The sequence below is a fragment of the Ornithinimicrobium flavum genome (assembly GCF_004526345.1).
Classification (GTDB): Bacteria; Actinomycetota; Actinomycetes; order Actinomycetales; family Dermatophilaceae; genus Ornithinicoccus; species Ornithinicoccus flavus.
The window spans coordinates 3,064,076-3,086,031 of record NZ_CP038213.1 but is presented as its reverse complement, the minus strand read 5'-3'; the positions used below and the strand labels follow the sequence as shown (position 1 = coordinate 3,086,031).

General features: G+C 73.9%; 20 protein-coding genes and 1 pseudogene. 14 read left to right on the top strand and 7 right to left on the bottom strand.

Going from position 1 to position 21,956, the window contains the following annotated elements:
* Positions 1-27: 27 nt before the first annotated feature.
* Positions 28-729 carry a phosphate signaling complex protein PhoU gene (phoU, locus tag E3Z34_RS14510; RefSeq protein WP_134774177.1) on the top strand — a complete coding sequence of 234 codons (702 nt, stop codon included), beginning with the start codon at positions 28-30 and terminating at the stop codon, positions 727-729.
* Between the two features lie 16 nt (positions 730-745).
* Here the strand turns inward: phoU and E3Z34_RS14505 are convergent, their stop codons facing one another.
* Positions 746-1,285 carry a hypothetical protein gene (locus E3Z34_RS14505; protein WP_134774176.1) on the bottom strand — a complete coding sequence of 180 codons (540 nt, stop codon included), beginning with the start codon at positions 1,283-1,285 and terminating at the stop codon, positions 746-748.
* A gap of 247 nt (positions 1,286-1,532) precedes the next feature.
* On the opposite strand from E3Z34_RS14505, the gene E3Z34_RS14500 reads away from it, so the two are divergent.
* Genes E3Z34_RS14500 through ispF form a run of 3 tightly spaced genes read left to right on the top strand, consistent with a single transcriptional unit; the run spans position 1,533 to position 3,870 of the window.
* Positions 1,533-2,015, top strand: coding sequence for a CarD family transcriptional regulator (locus tag E3Z34_RS14500; RefSeq protein WP_134774175.1), 483 nt, complete (start codon positions 1,533-1,535; stop codon positions 2,013-2,015).
* Between the two features lie 5 nt (positions 2,016-2,020).
* The gene (gene ispD, locus E3Z34_RS19930; RefSeq protein WP_134774174.1) at positions 2,021-3,379 is read left to right on the top strand and encodes a 2-C-methyl-D-erythritol 4-phosphate cytidylyltransferase; all 1,359 of its coding nucleotides are present in this window, start codon (positions 2,021-2,023) and stop codon (positions 3,377-3,379) included.
* The gene (gene ispF, locus E3Z34_RS14490; protein WP_134774173.1) at positions 3,376-3,870 is read left to right on the top strand and encodes a 2-C-methyl-D-erythritol 2,4-cyclodiphosphate synthase; all 495 of its coding nucleotides are present in this window, start codon (positions 3,376-3,378) and stop codon (positions 3,868-3,870) included. Before ispD ends, ispF begins: the two co-directional genes overlap by 4 nt.
* Before the next feature lie 21 nt (positions 3,871-3,891).
* Here ispF and E3Z34_RS14485 read toward each other — a convergent pair whose 3' ends face one another.
* Complete coding sequence (locus E3Z34_RS14485; protein ID WP_238695204.1) at positions 3,892-5,715, bottom strand: AMP-binding protein; 1,824 nt, start codon at positions 5,713-5,715, stop codon at positions 3,892-3,894.
* Between the two features lie 75 nt (positions 5,716-5,790).
* Here E3Z34_RS14485 and E3Z34_RS14480 point away from each other — a divergent pair, with 75 nt between their 5' ends.
* From E3Z34_RS14480 to E3Z34_RS14460, 5 genes and pseudogenes are all read left to right on the top strand, one after another.
* Positions 5,791-6,870 carry an aspartate-alanine antiporter-like transporter gene (locus tag E3Z34_RS14480; RefSeq protein WP_158288700.1) on the top strand — a complete coding sequence of 360 codons (1,080 nt, stop codon included), beginning with the start codon at positions 5,791-5,793 and terminating at the stop codon, positions 6,868-6,870.
* Positions 6,798-7,379 carry an aspartate-alanine antiporter-like transporter gene (locus E3Z34_RS14475; RefSeq protein ID WP_158288699.1) on the top strand — a complete coding sequence of 194 codons (582 nt, stop codon included), beginning with the start codon at positions 6,798-6,800 and terminating at the stop codon, positions 7,377-7,379. Before E3Z34_RS14480 ends, E3Z34_RS14475 begins: the two co-directional genes overlap by 73 nt.
* Positions 7,380-7,494: 115 nt before the next feature.
* Positions 7,495-8,613 (top strand): S-(hydroxymethyl)mycothiol dehydrogenase, encoded by a 1,119-nt coding sequence (locus E3Z34_RS14470; protein ID WP_134774170.1) that lies wholly within the window; start codon positions 7,495-7,497, stop codon positions 8,611-8,613.
* Entirely contained in the window at positions 8,610-9,239 is a 630-nt protein-coding gene (locus E3Z34_RS14465; RefSeq protein WP_134774169.1) for an MBL fold metallo-hydrolase, read from the top strand. Before E3Z34_RS14470 ends, E3Z34_RS14465 begins: the two co-directional genes overlap by 4 nt.
* A gap of 132 nt (positions 9,240-9,371) precedes the next feature.
* Positions 9,372-9,970, top strand: a pseudogene (locus E3Z34_RS14460) (AMIN-like domain-containing (lipo)protein).
* Between the two features lie 259 nt (positions 9,971-10,229).
* On the opposite strand, the gene E3Z34_RS14455 reads toward E3Z34_RS14460, so the two are convergent.
* From E3Z34_RS14455 to E3Z34_RS14445, 3 genes are all read right to left on the bottom strand, one after another.
* Positions 10,230-11,129 (bottom strand): SDR family oxidoreductase, encoded by a 900-nt coding sequence (locus E3Z34_RS14455; protein WP_134774168.1) that lies wholly within the window; start codon positions 11,127-11,129, stop codon positions 10,230-10,232.
* Between the two features lie 336 nt (positions 11,130-11,465).
* Positions 11,466-13,769 carry a glycoside hydrolase family 31 protein gene (locus tag E3Z34_RS14450; protein WP_134774167.1) on the bottom strand — a complete coding sequence of 768 codons (2,304 nt, stop codon included), beginning with the start codon at positions 13,767-13,769 and terminating at the stop codon, positions 11,466-11,468.
* A gap of 31 nt (positions 13,770-13,800) precedes the next feature.
* A complete protein-coding gene (locus E3Z34_RS14445) occupies positions 13,801-14,469 on the bottom strand; it encodes a GOLPH3/VPS74 family protein (protein WP_134774166.1) in 669 nt (222 codons plus the stop codon).
* 120 nt (positions 14,470-14,589) lie between these two features.
* Between E3Z34_RS14445 and E3Z34_RS14440 the strand changes: the two genes are divergently transcribed.
* The 5 genes from E3Z34_RS14440 to E3Z34_RS14420 all read left to right on the top strand — a co-directional run bounded on the left by E3Z34_RS14440 (position 14,590) and on the right by E3Z34_RS14420 (position 20,336).
* Positions 14,590-14,871: a hypothetical protein gene (locus E3Z34_RS14440; RefSeq protein ID WP_134774165.1), complete on the top strand. Its 282-nt coding sequence runs from the start codon at positions 14,590-14,592 to the stop codon at positions 14,869-14,871.
* A 147-nt stretch (positions 14,872-15,018) separates the two neighbouring features.
* Positions 15,019-15,741 (top strand): membrane protein insertase YidC, encoded by a 723-nt coding sequence (yidC, locus tag E3Z34_RS14435; RefSeq protein ID WP_158288698.1) that lies wholly within the window; start codon positions 15,019-15,021, stop codon positions 15,739-15,741.
* A 60-nt stretch (positions 15,742-15,801) separates the two neighbouring features.
* Positions 15,802-17,259 carry a cysteine--tRNA ligase gene (gene cysS, locus E3Z34_RS14430; protein WP_134774163.1) on the top strand — a complete coding sequence of 486 codons (1,458 nt, stop codon included), beginning with the start codon at positions 15,802-15,804 and terminating at the stop codon, positions 17,257-17,259.
* A gap of 12 nt (positions 17,260-17,271) precedes the next feature.
* Positions 17,272-18,234, top strand: a complete 963-nt coding sequence (gene rlmB, locus E3Z34_RS14425) for a 23S rRNA (guanosine(2251)-2'-O)-methyltransferase RlmB (protein ID WP_134774162.1) — start codon at positions 17,272-17,274, stop codon at positions 18,232-18,234.
* A 23-nt stretch (positions 18,235-18,257) separates the two neighbouring features.
* Entirely contained in the window at positions 18,258-20,336 is a 2,079-nt protein-coding gene (locus tag E3Z34_RS14420; protein ID WP_134774161.1) for a S9 family peptidase, read from the top strand.
* A 57-nt stretch (positions 20,337-20,393) separates the two neighbouring features.
* Here the strand turns inward: E3Z34_RS14420 and E3Z34_RS14415 are convergent, their stop codons facing one another.
* Positions 20,394-21,383 carry a cation diffusion facilitator family transporter gene (locus E3Z34_RS14415; RefSeq protein WP_134774160.1) on the bottom strand — a complete coding sequence of 330 codons (990 nt, stop codon included), beginning with the start codon at positions 21,381-21,383 and terminating at the stop codon, positions 20,394-20,396.
* Positions 21,380-21,859, bottom strand: coding sequence for a transporter substrate-binding domain-containing protein (locus E3Z34_RS14410; RefSeq protein ID WP_134774924.1), 480 nt, complete (start codon positions 21,857-21,859; stop codon positions 21,380-21,382). Before E3Z34_RS14410 ends, E3Z34_RS14415 begins: the two co-directional genes overlap by 4 nt.
* Positions 21,860-21,956: the final 97 nt, after the last annotated feature.

The window sequence follows — 21,956 nt, the reverse complement described above, 5'->3', positions numbered from 1 at the left end:
GGGGGACGGACTCGGAGAGGGAGAGACATGCGCAGCTTGTTCCAGGAGGAGCTCGAGCTCATCAGCGAGCAGCTGGTCGAGATGAGCCGGTTGGCCGCCACGGCCCTCGACCGGGCCACCCGGGCGCTGATGGACGCCGACCTGGCGCTGGCCCAGCAGGTGATCTCCGACGACCAGCTCATCGACGCCCTGCGGCGCGAGCTCGACAACCGGGCGATCGACGTGCTGGCCCGCCAGCAGCCCGTCGCCACCGACCTGCGACAGATGGTCACCGCCCTGCGCATGAGCTCGGACCTGGAGCGCAGCGGGGACCTGGCGCGGCACGTGGCCAAGCTGGCCCGGCTGCGCTACCCCGGCGCCGTGCTGCCCGAGCAGCTGCGCCCGATCTTCGCCGAGATGGCGGTCACCGCCGAGCAGATGGTGCTGCGGGCCGGCGACATCGTCGCCGCCAACGACGTCCATGGCGCGAGCGAGCTCATCCAGGCCGACGAGACGATGGACCGGCTGCACCGGGAGGTCTTCCGCATCCTGCTCGACCCGTCGTGGACCGGCAGCACCCAGCACACCGTCGACGCCACGCTGCTCTCCCGCTACTACGAGCGCTTCGGCGACCACGCGGTCTCGGTGGCGCTGCGGGTCGTCTTCCTCGTGACCGGCGTGTGGCACGACGAGCAGATGCCCGGTGCCTACGAGCGCTTCACGACCTCCGTGCCGCGCGAGGACGACTAGCGCCCCCGGGCCCGGCTCAGTGGTCGGACCCGGACTCGGGGTGGGGCTCGACGGTGCCGCCCGCGTCGTCGGCGAAGCCCTCGTAGGGGCCGTGGGGCAGCAGGACCGGAGCGTTGGCGGACAGCGTCTCCGAACCGGTGCTCAGGCGGATCTCCACGCTCTGCCCGGCCGGGGAGTCCAGCGCGGGCAGCACGAGGCGCTCCCCCTGGGAGCCGTCGGGGGCCACCCCGTCGAGCCGGGTGCGGCCGCCGGGGTCCACCGTGATCTCCTGCGACAGGGGCTCGCCGTTGGCCGTGACGGAGACGGTCAGGGGCTCGTCCCCGCGGTTGACCAGCGAGCCGGACACGACCGCGGGGGAGCCGTCGCCGTTGCTCACGACGAGCAGGTCGCGCACGACGAGGTCCTCGCCGTCGATCTCGACGCCGTCCGCGGGGGCGTAGCGCAGCAGGGTCGTCGTGGGGGAGTTGAGGGAGCAGCCGGTCAGCGTCATCGCGGACACGGCAGCGGCCACCAGCACGGCGGCCCGGCGGGGGCGGGGAGCGGATGCGGTCGTCACGGGGCACAGCCTAGCGGCCACCCGCGGCGGGGGCGGCGCCGCACGCCGTGTGACCTGCGGCGAGAGCCGAGCGACGAGGGTCCGCAGATGGCCCCGGAGGGCACCCTGGAGCGCCCGGAGCAGGGGGTCGGCGGCATACCGTGGGGGGATTGTCAAGTCCCTGACCAGCACAGATGTCAAGCATCTCGTTGGGTGACGTGCGCCACGCGTGGTATTCTGGGGGTCCGCGAAAGGGGCTTTCGAGAAGATGACGTTCAAGGTCGGAGAGACGGTCGTGTACCCGCATCACGGTGCCGCTCTCATTGAAGAGATGAAGACTCGGACCATCAAGGGTGAGGAGAAGCTCTACCTCAAGCTCAAGGTCGCCCAGGGGGATCTCACCATCGAGGTCCCGGCGGAGAACTGCGACCTGGTCGGCGTGCGCGACGTCGTCGGCAAGGAGGGCCTGGACAAGGTCTTCCAGGTGCTGCGCGAGGAGCACACCGAGGAGCCCACCAACTGGTCGCGCCGCTACAAGGCCAACCTCGAGAAGCTCGCCAGCGGCGACGTGATCAAGGTGGCCGAGGTCGTCCGCGACCTGTGGCGCCGTGACAAGGACCGTGGCCTGTCCACCGGTGAGAAGCGCCTGCTGTCCAAGGCGCGCCAGATCCTGGTCTCCGAGCTCGCGCTCGCGGAGAAGACCAACGAGGACACCGCCGAGGCCACCCTCGACGAGGTCCTCGCCTCCTGAGGCAGATGACCGGCCGGCCCGACGGCATCGTCGGCGCCGGCCTCGTCCTCGTCGCCGCCGGCCGGGGCACCCGGCTGGGTGCCGGTCGGCCCAAGGCGCTCGTGCCGCTCGGTCGCGGCGCCGATGCCGCGCCGATCCTCGTCCACGCCCTGCGCGGGGCGCTGCGGTGCACCGCCATCACCGACCTCGTCGTGGTGGCCCCTTCCGACCCCGAGGCGTTCGCCGAGGTGCAGCATGCGGTCAGGCCCGAGCTGACCGACCTTCCCCGTGGCGTCCGGATCACGGTGGTGCCCGGGGGTGCCGAGCGTTCCGACTCGGTGGCCCGAGGCCTCGCCGCGCTCCCCGCCCACGTGGGGGTGGTGCTCGTGCACGACGCCGCGAGGGCACTGACCCCCGTCGAGGTCTTCGACCGGGTCATCCACGCCGTGCACTCCGGGCACCCCGCGGTCACCCCCGCCGTCGCCGTCACCGACACGATCAAGCAGGTCCGCACCGGCCCGACGGGGCTGCAGACGGTCCTCGCGACGGTGGACCGGTCCTCCCTGCGTGCGGTCCAGACGCCGCAGGGCTTCCTGCGGGAGACCCTCGAGCGGGCGCACGCCGAGCCCGTCGACCAGGGCCGGGCCGAGGCCTCGCTCGCGCTCACGACCGACGACTGCGGGATGGTCGAGGCCCACGGCGGTCGGGTCACCGTCGTCGAGGGATCGCCGCGCGCGCTGAAGATCACCACCCCTGAGGACCTGGAGGTGGCCGCCGGGTGGATGGAGGCAGAGCACCCGGTGCGGACCGACGGGACCGACGGGGCTGCCGGGGTCGACGACCAGGACCGGGACGTCACGGGGGAGGGACGTCCGGTGCTGGTCGTCCTCAGCGGCCGTCCCGGCGTGGGCAAGACCACTCTGGCCCGCCGGCTGGCCACCCGGCTGGGGGCGACCCACCTGCGCGGGGACAGCATCGAGCAGGCCCTGGTGCGCAGCGGGCTCGAGGACGGGGACAGAGGACCGTACGGATACGCCGCGTGCTACGCCGTCGCCCGGGACCAGCTCCTGCTGGGCCGGTCGGTGGTCGCGGACATGGTCAACGGCCTGGGTGTCGTGCGGCAGGAGTGGGAGGCGGTGGCCCGGGACTGCGGTGCCGTCGCGCTGGGCGTGCTCGTCGAGTGTCGCGACCCGCAGGAGCACCGGCGCCGGGTCGAGGCCCGGGTCGCCGACATCCCCGGACACCGGCCGCCGGGGTGGGAGAGCTCGCGCACCCGGCTGGTCGAGCCGTGGCCGGAGGCCGACCTCACCGTGGACACCTCCGCCGTGGAGGTCGGGGCCGTCGTCGACCAGATCCTGCGGCACGGCGAAGGAGCGCGCCGATGACCGTCCTGCCACGCACCGGGGTCGGCACCGACATCCACGCCTGGGCCCCGGAGGGCGACCCGCGCCCGCTGTGGCTGGGGTGCCTGGAGTGGCCGGGGGAGCGGGGGATCGCGGGGCACTCCGACGGTGACGTCGCGGCCCACGCCGCGTGCAACGCGCTGCTGTCGGCGGCGGGGCTGGGGGACCTGGGCAGCGTCTTCGGCACCGACCGCCCGGAGATGGCCGGTGCGTCGGGGGCCGAGATGCTGGCCCACGTCGCGGGTATGGTGCAGAACGCCGGCTTCGAGATCGGCAACGTGGCGGTGCAGGTCGTCGCCCGACGTCCCCGGCTCGGCCCCCGCCGGGAGGAGATGGCGGCGGCGATGTCCGCCGCGCTGGGCGGGGCGCCGGTGTCGGTGAGCGCCGCCACGACGGACGGTCTGGGCTTCGTCGGGCGGGACGAGGGGCTCGTCGGGCTCGCGACCGCCCTGGTCGCCCCCGTCCGGGCCTGACGGCCCCTTTCGCGGCGAGGCTCAGGCGCTGCCGGCGGAGGTGCCGCGGCCGCTCTCGGTGCTCGTTCCGGAGCCCCCCGGCTCGACCGTGGGGTCCGGGGTCACGTCCGCGGGGTCCCGGGGCGCGTCCGCGGGCCCCTCGTCCGCGTCACCCGTCCGGTCCCGGCCGCGCTCCAGCAGGCGCTCGCGGACGTGCCGACGGAGCACCTTGCCGAGCTGGCTGCGCGGCAGGTCCTCGAGGATGTGGACGGCGCGGGGCACGGCATACCGGGACACCTTGCCGTGCACCCACTCCCGCACGGCGGCCAGGTCGACCGTCGAGCCCGGCTCCAGGACGAGCGCGGCCACCACGTGCTCGCCGAGGGAGGTGTCCGGCAGGCCCACGACCGCGACGTCGACGACGCCCGGCATGTCCCGGACGGCACTCTCGACCTGGGTGGGATAGATGTTGAACCCGCCGGAGATGATGAGCTCCTTGCGGCGGTCGGCCAGGGCGACGAAGCCGTCCTTCGGGTCGCGGCGCACCAGGTCACCGGTCCGCAGCCAGCCACCCGGCAGCAGCACCTGGGCGGTCTCCTCCGGGGCGTCCAGGTAGCCGCCGAAGACCTGCGGACCCCGCACCAGCAGCTCCCCGACCTGGCCGTCGGGGACGTCGGGGGCGTTCGGGTCCTCCTCCACCAGGTCCGGGTCGACGACCCGGATCGAGGTGCCGGGGAACGGTACACCCAGCGTGCCGGGCCGTCGCTCCGGCCCGAACGGGTTGCCCAGGGCCACCGGTGAGCACTCCGTCATGCCGTAGCCCTCGATCACCAGCCCGCCGGTCGCGTCCTCCCACCGGCGGGCGACCTCGGGATCGAGGGACATGGCGCCGGAGAGGGCGTAGTGCAGGGGGGCCAGCAGCTGGGGGTCCTTAGCCAGGGCGGCCGCCGCCAGCCGGTCCAGCATCGGCGGCACCCCGGCCAGAAAGGTCCAGGGCCGGCGCCGGATCGAGGCCAGGGCCATGTCCACGTCGAAGCTGGGCAGCACGACCTGGGTGGCCCCCATCGACACCGCGAAGGTCAGCGAGAGCGTCATGCCGAAGGCGTGGAAGAAGGGCAGCACCGACCCGAAGGTCTCCTCGCCCTCGCGCAGCCCCGGCACCCACTGGCGACCCTGCGCAACGTTGGCCATGAGGTTGGCCTGGGTCAGGGGCACGAGCTTCGGCGTGCCGGTGGTGCCGCCGGTGGGCAGCAGCACGGCGACGTCCTCCGGCGCCGGGGTGTGTGCCTGCGCGTCGGAGGGCCGGGCCGAGGCCACGCTGCGGTCCCAGGAGCCGACGCCGTCCGGCACGGGCGCGCGCAGCCGTTCCCGCTGGCTCCGGGCCGCCCTGAGGGGGAGCCTGAGCAGGATCCGCGTGCGGCGCGGCATCGCGGCGGTGAGGTCGACGGCCAGCACCGTGCGCCCGGGAAGGTCCTCGTCAGCCAGCACCGAGGCCACGGTGTGCTCCCACGCGACCACGACCCGGGCGCCGTGCATCCGCAGCTGCGCGCGGATCTCCTCCGGCGCGGCCAGGGGGTTGTGCTCGGCCACGGTGGCACCGAGCGAGGTGATGGCGTAGAAGGCCACGACGTGCTGGGGGCAGTTGGGCAGGATGACGGCGACACGGTCCCCCGGCCGAACGCCCAGCCCCCGCAGGACCTCGGCGGCCGCCTCCACCCAGGCGAGCAGCGCGGCATACGTGGTGGTGGCCCCCAGGAAGTCGATGGCGACGCGGTCGGGCCAGCGGCGGGCAGCGTCGGCGAGCAGGTCGCTGGTCGACCGCGAGGGGGTCACGGTCAGCGGGATCAGGGGGTCGGCATGCGTCACGCCACCCAACCTACGCTCCCGTAGGTTGGCGGACGCGCCGAGGCGCTCCCGGTGCCGGGCGTAGACTGCACCCACGTGGTCGACCTCCTCGCCGGACGTCCGGTCCTGCTGCTCTTCGCGGTGCTGGCCGTCGGCACCGCCGTCGGCGCAGTGCGCCTGCGCCGGGTCTCCCTCGGGCCGGCCGCCGTCCTCTTCACCGCCCTGGCCTTCTCCGCGGCCGACGAGCGGCTGGCGCTCCCCGAGGTGCTGGGCACCTTCGGTCTGGCCGTCTTCGCGTATGCCGTGGGCGTCACCGCCGGCCCCTCGTTCTTCGCCTCGCTGCGCACCGGCCTGCGCCCGGTCAGCGTGGTCGTGGGCACGCTGGTCGCCCTGGGTGCGGTCACCTGGGGCATCGGGCGGCTGCTCGACCTGACACCCGGCACCGTCGCGGGGCTCTACGCGGGCGCGCTCAACAACACCCCGGCCCTGGCGGCCGCCATCCTGCGGCTGGACGGCTCGCCGGACCCGACCGTCGCCTACTCGATGTCCTACGTCGGCGGGGTGGTCCTCCTGCTGGCCGCCGCCACCTGGGCCCTGCGCAGCGGGGACCGGCACCCGACCGCGGACGACCGGGCCAAGCCCTCGCCGGTGCGCAACGCGACGATCCTGGTCGAGCGCGACAACGCGCTCGCGGTCTCCGAGCTGAGCTGGACACCCCACGGGCGGGTGCTCTTCTCCCGCTTCCAGGGCGCGGACGGGACGGTCCGGATGGCGCAGGGCGACACGGTGCTGGGTCCAGGTGACCTGGTGCTGGCCATCGGGCCGGAGCGTGCGCTGCAGCACCTGGTCAAGCAGCTGGGGCGACGCTCGCCGGAGGCCTTGGAGGCCGAGCGCACCGACGTCGACTACCGCCGGATCGTGTTGTCGCAGCGCGAGTTCTACGGGCGGACGGTCGCCGACCTGCAGCTGTTCGAGCGCTTCGGGGCCCGCGCGACCCGTGTCCGGCCGGGCGGGCGGACCAGGACTTCCTGGCCACCGACGACTTCGTCCTGCAGGCGGGCGACCGGGTGCGCGTCGCGGCGCCCCGCGAGCAGATGCGGCTCGTGGCGGCCTACCTCGGCGACAGCGACCACGGGACCGCCGACATCAACCCGCTCGGCCTGGCCCTGGGGCTGACGGTCGGGTTGCTCCTCGGAGCCGTCCCGGTGCCGGTGCCCGGGCTGGGGACCCTCGAGCTTGGGCAGGCGGCCGGCCCCCTGGTGGCCGGGCTGGTGCTCGGGCGCACCGGGCGGACCGGCCGGGTGGTCTGGACCCTGCCGCACCAGGCGGCCGAGACGCTCACCCAGATCGGGCTGCTCGTCTTCCTCGCCTACGCGGGCGGGCGGGCGGGATCGGCCTTCGTCGACGCCCTGGCCAACCCGCTCGGGCTCCAGCTCGTCGGGGCCGGGCTGGTCGTCAGCGGCCTGCACGCCGTGGCCCTGCTGGTCCTGGGTCGGGTCTGGCTGCGGCAGGCCGGGTCCCGGCTGGCCGGCGTCGTGGCCGGCTCCCAGACCCAGCCGGCGATCCTCGCCCAGGCGCAGGAGCAGTCCGGTCACGACCCGCGGGTCGCCCTGGGCTACGCGATGGTCTACCCGGTGGCGATGGTCGTCAAGATCCTCGTCGCCCAGGTGCTGACCCTGCTCTGACGCCGTGCGGGGGGCGGGAGGGGCGGGTCGGCGCAGGTGGCCCCCCACGTCGCCCTGTCGGTGGCACCGCATACGGTGAGGGTCAGCACGCAGCCCCGGCCACAGGAGGTCCCCGATGTCCCAGACCGTCAAGGGTGTCATCGCCCGCAGCAAGGGAGCCGAGGTCGAGGTCGTCGACATCGTCGTGCCCGACCCCGGTCCGGGGGAGGCGGTCGTCCGGGTCGAGGCGTGCGGCGTCTGCCACACCGACCTGCACTACCGCGAGGGCGGCATCAACGACGACTTCCCCTTCCTCCTGGGGCACGAGGCCGCAGGCACGGTCGAGGCGGTGGGGGAGGGGGTCACCGAGGTCGAGCCCGGTGACTACGTCGTCCTCAACTGGCGCGCGGTGTGCGGTCAGTGCCGGGCCTGCGCCAAGGGCAAGCCGTGGTACTGCTTCGCCACCCACAACGCCACGCAGCGGATGACGCTCGCCGACGGCGACCCGATGGCCGGGACCGAGCTCTCGCCGGCCCTCGGGATCGGTGCCTTCATCGAGAAGACCCTTGTGCACGCGGGCCAGTGCACCAAGGTCGACCGGGAGGCCTCGCCGGTGGCGGCCGGCCTGCTGGGGTGCGGCGTGATGGCCGGCTTCGGGGCCGCCGTCAACACGGGCAACGTCACGCGCGGTGACTCGGTCGCCGTCATCGGCTGCGGCGGCGTCGGCAACGCCGCGATCGCGGGGGCGGTGCTTGCCGGCGCCACCACGGTCATCGCCGTCGACATCGACGACCGCAAGCTGGAGGGGGCCCGCCGCTTCGGCGCGACCCACACCGTCAACAGCAAGGACACCGACCCCGTCGAGGCCGTCCAGGCGCTCACCGGCGGCCACGGCGCCGACGTCGTCGTCGAGGCGGTGGGGCGGCCGGAGACCTACCGGCAGGCGTTCTACGCCCGCGACCTGGCCGGCACGGTCGTCCTCGTCGGGGTCCCCACCCCGGAGATGGAGATCACGCTGCCGCTGCTGGACGTCTTCGGCCGCGGCGGGGCGCTGAAGTCCAGCTGGTACGGCGACTGCCTGCCCTCGCGCGACTTCCCGATGCTCATCGACCTCTACCGCCAGGGCCGCTTCGACCTCGACGCCTTCGTCTCCGAGACGATCGGGCTCGGTGACGTCGAGGCGGCCTTCGACAAGATGCACGGCGGCGACGTGCTCCGCAGCGTCGTCGTCCTCGACCAGGAGGAGAAGGCATGACCGTACGCATCGACCAGGGCGTCACCACCGGCCACTTCGAGCTCGACGGCGGCTCGTGGGAGGTCGACAACAACGTCTGGGTGCTCGGCGACGACACCGAGTGCGTGGTCTTCGACGCCCCGCACGACGCCGAGGAGATCGTCCGGGTCGTGGGCGGACGAACGGTCCGGGCGATCCTGCTCACGCACGCCCACAGCGACCACGTCGACGCCGTCTTCGACCTGCAGGAGAAGGTCGGGGCACCGATCCACCTGCACCCGGCCGAGCGTCCGCTGTGGGAGCTCACCCACCCGGACCGGGACTGGGACGAGGACCTGGAGGACGGGCAGGTCCTCGAGGTCGCCGGCGTGCACCTGCAGGTGCTCCACACGCCCGGCCACGCCCCGGGCGCGTGCTGCTTCTACGTCCCCGACCTGGGGGTGCTCCTCAGCGGCGACACCCTCTTCGAGGGCGGACCCGGCGCCACCGGGCGCTCGCACAGCGACTTCGGCACGATCATCGACTCCATCAGCGGCCGCCTGCTCATCCTGCCGGAGGACACCGTCGTGCACACAGGCCACGGCGGTGACACCACCATCGGGGCCGAGAAACCGCACCTGCAGGAGTGGATCGACCGGGGCAGCTGACGGGGTGCAGCCGGCCGACGGACCGCCCGGGCCGCCGCTGCTGGTCGTCCGGACCTGAACCTTCCCGCCCGGCCCCACGACATACCTGTCGAGACGTCCCGCCGGGGCGTCCGGACAAGGCAGGGGAATGCCATGAGGACCACACGACGGACCGCGCTGGCCACGGCCGCGCTCGTCCTGCTCAGCGGGATCGCGCCCGCCACCGCCGCGGGACCGACGGCCGTACCGACCACGCCGATGCCGGTGCTGACCGGCATCAGCTGGGGGTGACCTGGGGCTCGCTGGCCAAGAACGTCGCCGACGCGCACGTCGGTGACGGCACCATCACCAACGTGCGCGCCGGGCGGCACACCTGCTTCGACCGCACCGTGATCGACGTCGCCGGCATCCCGGCCAGCAAGATCGGCTACTCCGTGCGGTACGTGGACACCGTCTACGCGCCCGGCTCCGGCCAGGCGGTCCCGCTCGCCGGCGGGGCAAGGCTGCAGGTCGACGTGACGGTCCCGGCCTACGACTCCGCCGGGCGTGCGACCTTCGCGCCGCGCGACCGGGGCCGGGTGGTCGACGTCACCGGGTACGACACGCTGCGGCAGGTCGCGATGGCGGGGTCGTTCGAGGGGCGGAGCACCTTCGGGGTCGGCGTCCGGGCCCGGCTGCCCATGCGGGTCTTCGTGCTCGACGGCCCGGGCACCGGGTCGCGCCTGGTGATCGACGTCGCGCACCGGTGGTGACCGCCACACTTCCGACCGGCCGCCCCGCACGGTTGCCCCAAGGCCACCGGCCGCCTGGTGTGGTTGCTCAGAGGGCGACTGGCCCCCTCGTGTGGTTGGCCCTGGGGCGACCGGCCGCTTGGTGTGGTTGCTCAGAGGGCGACTGGCCGCCTGGCATGGTTGCTCTCCTCGAGAGAGCAGCCCACGGCGGCGGCCCGCAGGGGCCGCCGCCGTGGGCGTCCGGGTGAGCGCTGCTGACGCCCGGCCGTGCGCGGATCGGTCAGAAGACTGGCTTGCCGCCGGTCACGCCGAGCACCGTGCCGGAGACGTAACTCGCGTCCTTCGGGGAGGCCAGGAAGACGAACGCGCCCGCGAGCTCGGAGGGCTGACCGGCCCGGCCGAGCGGGGTGTCGGCGCCAAACTCCTCCATTGCCTTCGCCGGCTTGGTGGCCGGCTGCAGCGGCGTCCAGATCGGCCCCGGGGCGACGGCGTTGACGCGAATCCCCCGCGGGCCCACCTCGGCCGCCAGGTTGACGGTGAAGTTGTTGATCGCGGCCTTGGTCGCGGCGTAGTCCAGCAACGAGGTCGAGGGCTCGTACGCCTGGATGGAGCTCACGTTGATGATGCTGGAGCCCTTGCCCAGGTGGGGTAGAGCCGCGCGGGTCAGCCACATCAGCGCGTAGAGGTTTGTCTTGAAGATCCGGTCCATCCGCTCCGAGCTCATCTGCTCCAGGCTGTCGTCGCGAGCCCACTGGGCGCCGGCGTTGTTGACGAGGATGTCCAGGCCGCCGAGCTCCTCAACCGCCTTCTCGACCACGCTCGTGCAGGTCTCCTCCTGCATGAGGTCGCCGGGGCACAGGACAGCGGTGCGACCGGCGGCGCGGACCAACTCGGCCGTGGACTCGGCATCCTCCTGCTCGGCCTCCAGGTAGGACAGCGCCACGTCGGCACCCTCCCGGGCGAAGGCGATCGCAACCGCCCGGCCGATGCCGGAGTCGCCCCCGGTCACAAGAGCCCGCATGCCCTCCAGCTTGCCGGTGCCCTCGTAGGTGTCCTCCCCGTGGTCAGGCACGGGGTCCATCGCCGCCGTGCTGCCCGGGTGCTCCTGCTCCTGCGCGGGGAAGCCGCCCTTGTCGTTGGTCATCTTCTCGGCTCGCCGGCCGACCTCTGACTCGCTCATGCTCCGCACCTCTCTCGTCGGGATTGGGTCTGCCGTCCACGCTAGGTGGGTCCTGGAGAGCGTGCGAGGCGGAGCGACCCCGTTGGCGGCAACCACGGGGGAGCGGCCGGTGGGTTGGGGGCAACCACGGGGGGCGGCCGGTGGGGCTGGGGGCAACCACGGGGAGCGGTCGGTGGGGCTGGGGGCAACCACGGGGGGCGGTCGGTGGGGCTGGGGGCAACCACGGGGGGCGGCTGGTGGGGTTAGGGGCAACCACGGGGAGCGGCTGGTGGGGCTGGGGGCAACCACGGGGAGCGGTCGGTCGGGATGGGGGCGGGCGGCCGGTGGGGGTGGGCCTCAGCCGTTGGCGGTGAGCACCTCCACCAGCGCCCCGTGCAGCGAGGCGTCGAGGTCTAGCGCCGTGAGCTGGCCGAGCAACGACACCGGCGAGGTGCCGGGGGCGGTGAGCACGCGCCATACCTCGTCCTTGAGGTGGTGCTCCACCTGAGCCGCGTCCAGGATCGTGAAGCAGTCCTCGAGCGTGGTCGGTGGCACCTCCTCCCCGTCGAGCCGGACCGTCAGCGGCTCGCCGACCGGCACGTCGACGTGGAGCACCGGCTCGCCGACGAGCCCGGCGGCACGCACGCTCCAGGTGCGCCGTGCAGGAAGCACCTCCAGGTCACCCTCGGCCGGCCCGATCGTGAGGGTGCGGCTCGCCTCGTCCCAGCGCAGGGGCGTGCGCGCCACCCGGCGGGTCTGCGCGGGTCCGTCGTCGTCCTCGACCAGGACGTGCTCGCCGTCGGCCCCGGGGAAGACCCTGACCTCCAGGGACGCGGGCAGGTCCACGCCGTTGCTCACCGGGTCCGCCGTGAGCGGCAGGACGGTGCCGGCCCGCGCCAGGGCGACGGTGCCGGACAGGTCGCGGTATGCGGCCAGCGTGCGACCGGTCTCCCCGGCCCGGTAGCGGCGCCCGGTCTGCAGGTCCCACCACGTGCCCGGCGGCAGCCACAGGTCGACCCGGGCCAGCCCGGTGCGAGGGTCCCCCGGCTCCACGACAGGGGCGCACAGCAGGTCGGCGCCGAAGAAGTACGTGGCCCGGTGGGCGTAGGCCTCGTCCCGTTCGGGGTGGCGGTGGTAGACCGGCTCGGCCAGGGCGACGCCCTCGGCGCCGGCCCGCTCGGCCATCGTCGCCAGGTAGGGCAGGAGCCGGTGCCGCAGCCGGAGGGCCTCGCCCATGAGGGCGTGCGCCTCGGGGCCGAAACGCCAGGGCTCCTTCCCCTGGAAGGCGCTGGCCGTGGCGTGCAGCCGGTTGATCGGCGACCACACCCCGAGCTGGACCCAGCGGACCGCCAGCTCGACGTCCTTGACCCCGCCCCAGTGCCCGCCGATGTCGTGGCTCCACCAGCCGTAGCCGATGTTGGCGGCGGTGGCGGTGAACTCGGGCTGGAAGCGCAGCGAGGCCCAGGAGATGACGGTGTCGCCGGAGAAGCCGAGCGGGGTGCGGTGCGAGCCCGGCCCGGCGTAGCGGGAGAAGATCAGCGGTCGGCGGCCGGTGGACGCGAGCTCGCTGAAGTGGACCTCGTTGAGGGCCCACAGGGGGTCCAGCCCGGGGGTGCGCGAGTAGGGCCCGGACTGCCAGTCGATCCACCAGAAGTCGACCCCTTCCTCCTCCATCGGGTGGGCCACGGAGTCGAAGAACGCCCGCAGCCAGGTCGGGTCCGTGACGTCGAAGGACAGCGGCACCTCGGTGTCGGGGTCCACGCCCAGCGCCCGCGCCATCCGGGGGTAGGCCTCCTCGTGGGCGCGGACACCGTCGGCCGGGTGGTCGTTCAGGGTGACGCGCAGGCCACGCTCGTGCAGCGCGGTCAGGAAGCCGGCCGGGTCGGGGAAGAGCTCGCGGTCCCAGGTGTAGCCGGTCCACCCGCTGCCGAAGCGAGGATCGGGATCGGTGACGTGCCAGTCCATGTCCAGCACGGCGACCGAGAAGGGCATCCGCTCGGCCTCGAAGCGGTCGAGGAGCTCGAGGTACTCGTCGGCGGAGTAGGGATGGTAGCGGCTCCACCAGTTGCCCAGGGCGTAGCGGGGCAGCAGCGGGACGGGGCCGGTGAGCGCGTGGAAGTCGCGCAGCGCGCCACGGAAGTCGAGCCCGTGGGCGAAGACGTAGAGGTCCACGGTCCCGGGCTCACGGGGCTTCAGGTCGGTCACCGCGGGCCCGGTGCGGACCAGGCTCGCCGAGTCGTCCAGCACCTCGTAGCCGTCCCGCGAGAGGAGGCCGGGCTCCAGCGGGCAGCGGCCGTCGACCTCGTCCAGGGTGCGGGCGGTGCCCCCGAGCGCACGCTCGGGCCGCGGAGGCTCGCCGTACCTCCACACCGAGTGGTAGTTGGTGACGCCGCCGCGCACCTGCAGGGACAGGCTGGACGCGGTGAACGGCCCGCCGGTGTAGACCGCCTCGAAACCCTCGGTGACGACCTCGACGCCCTCGCCCACCGGGGTGACCCGCACGTCGACGGGGCCCAGGTCCCGCTCGAGGACCACCTGGGTCGCCCGGTCCTCGAACCGTCCGGAGGGGGACCACTCGACACGGAGCAGGTGCGGGGTGAGGACGGTCAGGCGGGCGGAGTCGCTCCGTGGACGATCGGCATACCCGCGACTGAACCACACCCGCGGGGGCTGACGCGCTCCGAGCCCGGGGTCAGCTGCCGCTGGAGGAGCTCGCCGCCGTCGCCGCGCCCACGGCGGCGGCCGTGGCCGCGGCCGCCTCCTGCACCGCCTTGACGACGGCCTCGGACGCCCATCGGCCCTTCGTGATCTCCTTGCCCCGCCTCTTCACCTCGCCGTTCGTCATCCCTGGTCGCAGGTCCTTGGCGATGACGCGCGGGAGCGCGTCGAGCGCGTGCAGCAGGGAGATGAGCGCACCGGTGCGGGAGTCGGGCTCGGCGGCACCGGTCACCACGCGTGCCAGGTCGGCCAGGATCGCGTCCCGGGGGCCCGCGGTGGTGACCGGCCACCGCGTGGTGAGCGTCAGCCCGAGCGCCTTGACCGGCTCCGGCCGCAGCAGCTCCTGGCGTGCCAGGCTCTCCAGCAGGGGTTGCTGGACCTTCCGGCCGACGCGGTCCAGGACGTCCTTCGGCTTCTTGCCCTCCCGCTCGCCGAACCGCACCAGGGCCTCGTCCAGGAGCGGGTCCCCTGTCGATCCACCCTCGACCACGCGGAGCCGCTTCCGGTCGTCGACGTCCAGCCGCTCGTGCAGCACGAGCTCGGTGAGCAGCGCACCGGCGAGCCCGATGCCTCGTTGCGAGCCCAGTAGGTTGCGACCCTCGGGGCTGGTGCCGACCAGGAGCAGTTCCTCGGCGATGAGCATGGGGACGACGCTAGACGGCCCGGGTTCAGCCTCCGCATCCGCCCCAGGTCTGAGCCGGTTCGCCGTCCCTCGGTCCAGGGTCGGAGGCGGCGGACGGGCGGCACCGGTAGGCTCGTCGACGTGAGCCTGCCCGCCGAGCGCGTGCCCCTGCTGGGGCTCCTGCTGCCGCTGCTCGGCACCGTGGCCCTGCTGTCGGCCGCGGTCAGCACGCCCGACCACCTGGTGCTCGCGCTGGCCCTGGCGGGGATCGCGGCGCTTGCCGTCACCTCGCACGCCGCGCCCGTCCGCGCGCGGGTGGTCTCGGTGCGGCACCGCAGCGAGGTATGCCGTGCCACCGGCGTGCGCGCCAGCGACCCGGACCGCCCCGGTCCGGTCCGTCCGCGCGCACCCTCGCTGGGCTGAGCCGACCCGCCGCCCGGCGCGCACTCCCGCACGTCTGACTCTGCGTCATACCCGCGGACGCCTGCGCGCCCCCGGCCGGGTCGCCCTTGTCGCCGACCCAGCCCGCAGCACACCCGATGCGTGTGCTCCCACCCCCAAGGACCTCGCGTGCTCGCCTTCCTCGACCCTGTCCTCGTCCACCTCCACGACCTCCTCGACGCCCTCACCCCGGTGCTGCCGGCAGGCGCGGCCGTCGTCCTGCTGACCCTCGGGCTGCGGCTGGCGCTGCACCCGCTGAACCGCCGCACCCAGCACCAGGCGGTGCGCCGCCGGGACCTCGAGCCGCGGCTGGCCGGGCTGCGTGAGCAGCACGCCGAGGATCCTCAGGCCCTCCAGCGCGCGGTGCTGGACCTGCACCGCGAGGAGGGCGTGCCGCTGGCGCCCGGATGCCTGTCGGTGCTGGTCCAGCTGCCGGTCTTCGGCCTGGTCTACCGGCTGTTCACCGCCCAGGAGCTGGACGGCGCGCACAACCGCCTGCTCGACCACACGCTGTTCGGCACGCCCCTGTCGGAGCGGTTGGCCGGCGCCGGCGGTGGCGAGCTGTGGGTCTTCCTCGTGCTCATGGCCGTGACGGTCGTCGTCGCGGCCTTCTCGGCGTGGCAGCTGCGGCGGCACCTGAGCGAGGACCGGGCCGCCGTCGCCGAGCTGGCCGCCCGCCGCCCCGCGGAGAGCATGGAGCAGGTGACGAAGGTGATGCCGCTGTTGTCGTTCCTCACCGTCGCGGCCGTCGCCACGCTGCCGCTGGCGGCGGGCCTCTACCTCGTCACCAGCACGACCTGGGGGTTGCTCGAGCGCGCCAGCCTGCGACGGATCCGGCACGGACGCCGGTGACCCGGCCGACCCGATCCTGGGCGGACGGCATACCCGCACCTCGCCGGTAACCTTGTCCGGGTGACCCTGCACCTGTACGACACCGCCTCCCGCGAGCTGCGGCCCTTCGAGCCGCTCGAGCCCGGCCGGGTGGGGATCTACATCTGCGGTCTCACCACGCAGGGCAGCCCGCACATCGGGCACGTCCGCTTCGCCGTGGCCTTCGACATCCTGCGGCGCTGGCTGGAGCGGGGTCACGGTTACGACGTCACGCTCATCCGTAACGTCACCGACATCGACGACAAGATCCTGGCGAAGTCGGCCGAGGCCGACGAGCCCTGGTGGGCGTGGTCCTACGAGCACGAGCGGGAGACGACGAGGGCGCTGGACCTGCTGGGCGTGCTCCCGCCGACCTACGAGCCGCGCGCGACCGGCCACATCCCCGAGCAGGTCGAGCTCATCGACACCCTCGTCGAGAAGGGGCACGCCTACGCCGCCGCGGACGGCTCGGGCGACGTCTACTTCGACGTGCGCTCCTGGCCGGCCTACGGCTCGCTGACCCGGCAGAAGCTGGACGACATGGAGCCCGCCACCGACGCCGACCCCCGGGGCAAGCGCGACCCGCGCGACTTCGCGCTGTGGAAGGGCTCCAAGCCCGGTGAGCCGGAGACCGCCTCGTGGCCCACGCCCTACGGCCGCGGCCGCCCTGGGTGGCACCTGGAGTGCTCGGCGATGGCGCGCAAGTACCTCGGCGACGCCTTCGACATCCACGGCGGCGGCGTGGACCTGCGCTTCCCCCACCACGAGAACGAGCAGGCCCAGTCCCGGGCCGCCGGGCTGGACTTCGCCCACTTCTGGCTGCACAACGCCTGGGTCACGGTCAAGGGCTCCAAGATGGGCAAGTCGCTCGGCAACGCGCTCGCCGTGACCGAGCTGACCAGGACCGTCCGCCCGATCGTCCTGCGCTACTACCTCGGGGCCGCGCACTACCGCTCCACGATCGAGTACGGCGAGGACTCGCTCGCCGAGGCCCTCGCCGCGGTCGAGCGGATCGAGGGGTATGCGGCGCGCGCGCTGGAGGTCGTGGGCGAGCCGGCGCAGGTGCTGCTGGACGAGGCCCGGGCGCTGCCCGTCGACGAGGCGTTCCCCCCGGCGTTCCGGGAGGCGCTGGACGACGACGTCAACGTGCCGACCGCGCTCGCGGTGGTCTTCGGGGTCGTGCGCGAGGGCAACAAGGTGCTCGAGGGCGCCCCGGACGTGGTGGACCCCTCGGCGGTGCGGCATACCCTGCGGCAGCTGGTCGCCATGCTCGACGTGCTGGGCGTCAACCCGCTGGACCCCCGCTGGGGCGGCGCGGTCGGCGGGGAGGACCGCACCGGCGAGGTGCTCTCGGCCCTGGTGCAGGAGCGGCTCGACGCGCGGGCGCAGGCCCGTGCGCAGAAGGACTTCGCGGCGGCCGACGCCATCCGCGACTCGCTGACCGCCCTCGGCGTGGTCATCGAGGACACCCCCGCCGGCGCCCGGTGGGCGCTGCGCTGAGACGGAGACGACATGGCAGGCAACCAGCAGCGCCGCAACGCGCGCACCAGCAACAAGAAGGGCATGGTCGTCGGTTCCGGCGGCCAGCGCCGCAAGCAGCTCAAGGGCAGGGGCCCCACGCCCCGGGCCGAGGACCGCGTCGGTCACCCGGCGGCGCGGCAGGCCACCCGGTCGGCCAAGGCGGCTGGTGCGGCCGGTCGCCCGTCCGGCGGCCGCCGCTCCGGCCCGGGCAAGGGCGGGTCGACCGAGGTCGTCGCCGGTCGCAACAGCGTCCTGGAGGCGCTGCGCACCGGGGTGCCGGCCACGGCGCTGCACGTCGGGAGCCGGATGGAGTCCGACGACCGCGTCAAGGAGTCGATCAGCCTGGCCACCGAGAGCGGCATCCCGGTGATGGAGACGACGCGCGGGGAGATGGACCGTCTCACCGACGGCGCCGTCCACCAGGGTCTGGCGCTGGCGGTGCCGCCCTACGACTACGCCCACCCCGACGACCTGATGCACCAGCAGCTGCCCGGCGCCCCGCTCATCGTGGCGCTCGACGGCATCACCGACCCCCGCAACCTCGGGGCCATCGTGCGGTCGGTCGGCGCGTTCGGCGGTCACGGGGTCGTCGTGCCGTCCCGCCGCTCGGCGGGGATGACGGCCTCGGCCTGGAAGACCTCGGCCGGCGCGGCGGCCCGGGTCCCCGTCGCCCAGGCCACCAACCTCACCAGGGCGCTCGAGTCCTACCGGAAGGCGGGCTTCTTCGTCATCGGGCTGGACGCCGACGGCGACGTCGAGCTCCCCGGCCTGGAGCTCGCCGACCAGCCGCTCGTCGTTGTGGTTGGCTCCGAGGGCAAGGGGCTGTCGCGCCTCGTGCGGGAGACGTGCGACCAGATCGTCTCGATCCCGATGGCGGCCGCCACCGAGTCGCTCAACGCCGGGATCGCGGCGGCGGTCACCCTCTACGAGATCGCCCGCTCCCGGGCGCGCTGACCGGGAGGGGCAGGATGGGCCCCATGCAGACCCTCCCGCACGGATCCTGGCCCTCCCCGCTCGACGCCCGCGGGACGCTCGCGGGCATGACGCGGCGGACGGACCCACGGGCCGACGGCAGCGACCTCTACTGGCTCGAGGCGCGCCCGCAGGACGCCGGTTGGGTGACCCTGGTGCGGCGGCGCGACGACCGGGTCGAGGACGTCAGTCCGCCGGAGCACAACGTGCGCACGCGCTACCTGGAGTACGGCGGTGGCGACTTCGCCGTCGGCGACGGCACCGTGCTCTGGGTGGACTTCGGGACACAGCAGGTATGGCGTGCCGCCCCCGGTGAGGAGCCGCGCCCGTTGACGCCCCCCACCGACGGCCTGGTGCGCTGGTCGTGCTTCCGGATCGACCCCGCCCGCCGTGCCGTCATCTGCCTGCGCGAGGACCTGCGCGACCGGGAGCTCGAGGCCGTCAACTCCCTCGTGCGCCTGGACCTGGACGGTGACAACGCCGACCTCGGGACCGTCCTGGTCGCCGGCCGGGAGCGGCTGGTCAGCGCGCGGAGCGCCGGGGTCGAGCCGGACTCCACGGGACCCGACTTCGTCACCGACCCGGTGCTCTCGCCCGACGGGACCCGCCTGGCCTGGCTTACCTGGGACCACCCGCACATGCCGTGGCAGCGCACGACGCTGTGGCTCGGGCGGCTCGACGAGGCGGGCGACCTGCACGACGTGCGGGTCGTGGCCGGGGACGGTGGGGCGGCCGATGTCGCGGGTGCCGCCGCCGGCGCCGCCGGTGCGGAGTCCCTGGAGCAACCCCTGTGGCTCGACGACTCGACCCTGCTGGTCCTCTCCGACCGCACGGGCTGGAGCAACCTCTACCGCCTCGACGTCACCGACGCCGGAGCGGGGCTGGTCGCCGTCACCCACGGGCAGCTCGAGCTCGGCCACCCCCGGTGGGTCCCCGACACCCGCTCCTACGCGCTGCTGCCCGACGGCCGGCTCGTCAGCGGGCGCTCGCGGGACGGCTTCCGCCACCTCGTCCTGATCGACCCCCGCAGCGGCAGCGTCGAGGAGGTCGGGACGGGCACCACCTACGTCCGTGACCTCGCCGTGGTCAGCGCGACCGAGGTCGCCGTCGAGGCGTCCCGGGCCGACGGGCGGGCCGACGTGCTCCTCGTCGACCTGACGACCGCGGGCGCGCGGTCGGCCACCACGCGGTCGGCCGCCACGAGGTCAGCGACCGGTGAGGAGGGGGCCGACGACCTCCCGCCGGGCTTCGCCGCCCCGCCCCGCCCGGTCTCGTGGCCCACGCCGGACGGCGCGACCGCGCACGGCTTTCTCTACCTCCCGGCGCACCCGGAGGTCCGGGCGCCGGAGGGCGGCCTCCCCCCGCTCGTCGTCACGCTGCACGGCGGGCCCACGGCCTGCGCCATACCGGGGCTCTCGGTGGCCCGCAGCTACTGGACCTCGCGCGGCTTCGCGGTGCTCGACGTGAACTACGGCGGGTCGACCGGGTTCGGCCGGGCCTACCGGGAGCGGCTGGACGGCCGCTGGGGCGAGGTCGACGTGCAGGACGCCGCGAGCGGCGCCGCATACCTGGCGGGGGAGGGGCTGGTCGACGGGGACCGGATGGCGATCACCGGCGGCAGCGCGGGCGGTTTCACCACGCTCGCGGCCGCCACCTTCACCGACACCTTCGCGGCCGGCGCGAGCCACTTCGGGATCTCCGACCTCGCGACGCTGGCGACGGACACCCACAAGCTGGAGTCCCGCTACCTCGACGGTCTCGTCGCGCCGTGGCCCGAGGGCAAGGACCTGTATGCCGAGCGCTCACCGATCCACCACGTCCACCGGCTCTCGACCCCGCTCATCCTGCTGCAGGGCACCGACGACAAGGTGGTGCCGCCGGCGCAGGCGGAGCAGATGGCGGCGACGCTGCGGGCGAAGGGGCTGCCGGTCGCGCTGGTGATGTTCGAGGGGGAGGGGCACGGCTTCCGGGTGCTCGACAACCAGGTCCGGGCGCTGGAGGCGGAGCTGTCGTTCTACGCCCAGGTCTTCGGGCTCGAGCTGGCCGACGACCTCGAGCCGGTCACCGTCGAGAACCTCGGGTAGGCGAGCGGGGCCTCGACGACCGACCGGTCGCGCCCGGGAGGTCCGGGACGGCCCCCCTTAGTCCGCGGGCGCCGACGTCGTCTCGCCCTCGTCGATGCGCAGGGCGGGGCTCACGGTGACGTCGTCGAGCTTCCAGTCCATGGCCCGCAGGTCCTCGGTGACCTGGTGCAGCCGCGCGAGGTCGACCTGCCCGCCCCGGGGGACGAGGCGGACCTCGACCTGGAAGACGTGGCCCATGTCCCGCACCCGGCTGCGGTGCTGGGCGATCCAGGGCCGGGACTCCAGGTAGTCGTCGATCCGCCCGACGAGCGGGTGCTCGTGCTTGTCGTCGACGGTGCGGGCAGTGGTGTCGGTCAGACCGGCGACCGCGGCCCTGAGGTTGGACCAGCCGTCCTTGACGATCGACAGCGAGATGACCAGCGCGGCAGCGGCGTCCGCCCACCAGAGCCCCATACCGATCCCGAGCACGCCGAGGATGCCGGACCCGGCGGTCATCCAGTCGGCCTTGTTCATGTCCGCGTCCGCGTGCAGCACCTTGTCGTGCAGCTGCTCGGCGAGCGGCTTCTTCAGCCGGCCGAGGATGATCGGCCCGATGCCGCCGTAGACCAGCGCCGCGATCATCAGCCAGCCGGCCCACACCGTCTGGCCGAGGACCTGCATCGTGCCGATCGGCGGGTGCTCGCGCTGCAGCAGCCCCGAGAGCGACTCGTAGGTGAGCAGCAGGCCCATGGCTGCAAGCGCGACGGCCGCCACGAGGTGACCGACGGCGACGGCGCGGTGCCGGCCGTAGGGATGCTTGCGGTCGGGCCGGCTGGCGGCGACCCGCGCGGCCACGAGGAAGGCGATCGGCGGCACGAGGGAGAGCAGGTCCTCGACCCACGCGGCCCGCATGGCCTGCGAGCTGCCCATGACCAGGTAGATGACGGCGATGACGCTCAGCATGTAGACGATCGAGACGATCTCGAGGCGCCGGGCCTTGCGCAGGACGCGCTGCATGTCCTCCGGGAGCTCGGTCGCGCCGAAGTAGGAGCCGTGGCGGGAGCTCATCGCGGGCTCTCCCCGTCGAGGAAGCGCTCGAGGGCGCTGAGCAGGGCGTTCTCACCGGGCACGACCGCCATGACGTGCCTGACCTTCCTGCCGTCCTCGGTGGTGGTGAGGTAGGGGCGGGTAGTGCCGGTCCTCGTCAGGTGCGGGTTCTTGTCGGTCAGCCCTCCGACGAGGACCTGGATCTCACCCTCCTCCAGCCGGCGGACCAGCTCCTCCTCCCCGCCGACCACCCAGACGGGCTCGGCGCCGAGGGACTCGGCGAAGCTGGTCACCCGCTCGACCTCGGTCCCGCCCGGCGGCCCGTCCGGCGACCCGGGGAGCGTCGTGAACGGTGGGTGGGGGGAGACGCCGACGACGAGCTCGCCGGACCGCTCGATCGCCGCCAGCGTGCCGTCCGGGTCGGCGGGGATGTCGACCCCGCACCCGGTCAGCAGCAGGGTGCCGGCGAGGACGGCTGCGGCGCGCACACGAGTCATGGGCACACGGGCAGTATGGCCCTCGCCCGCGGCGTGCACGCGGCCAACCGACCTCGCCCGGGGGCGTCATCTCCCCGGCCGCGGGACCCCATACCTG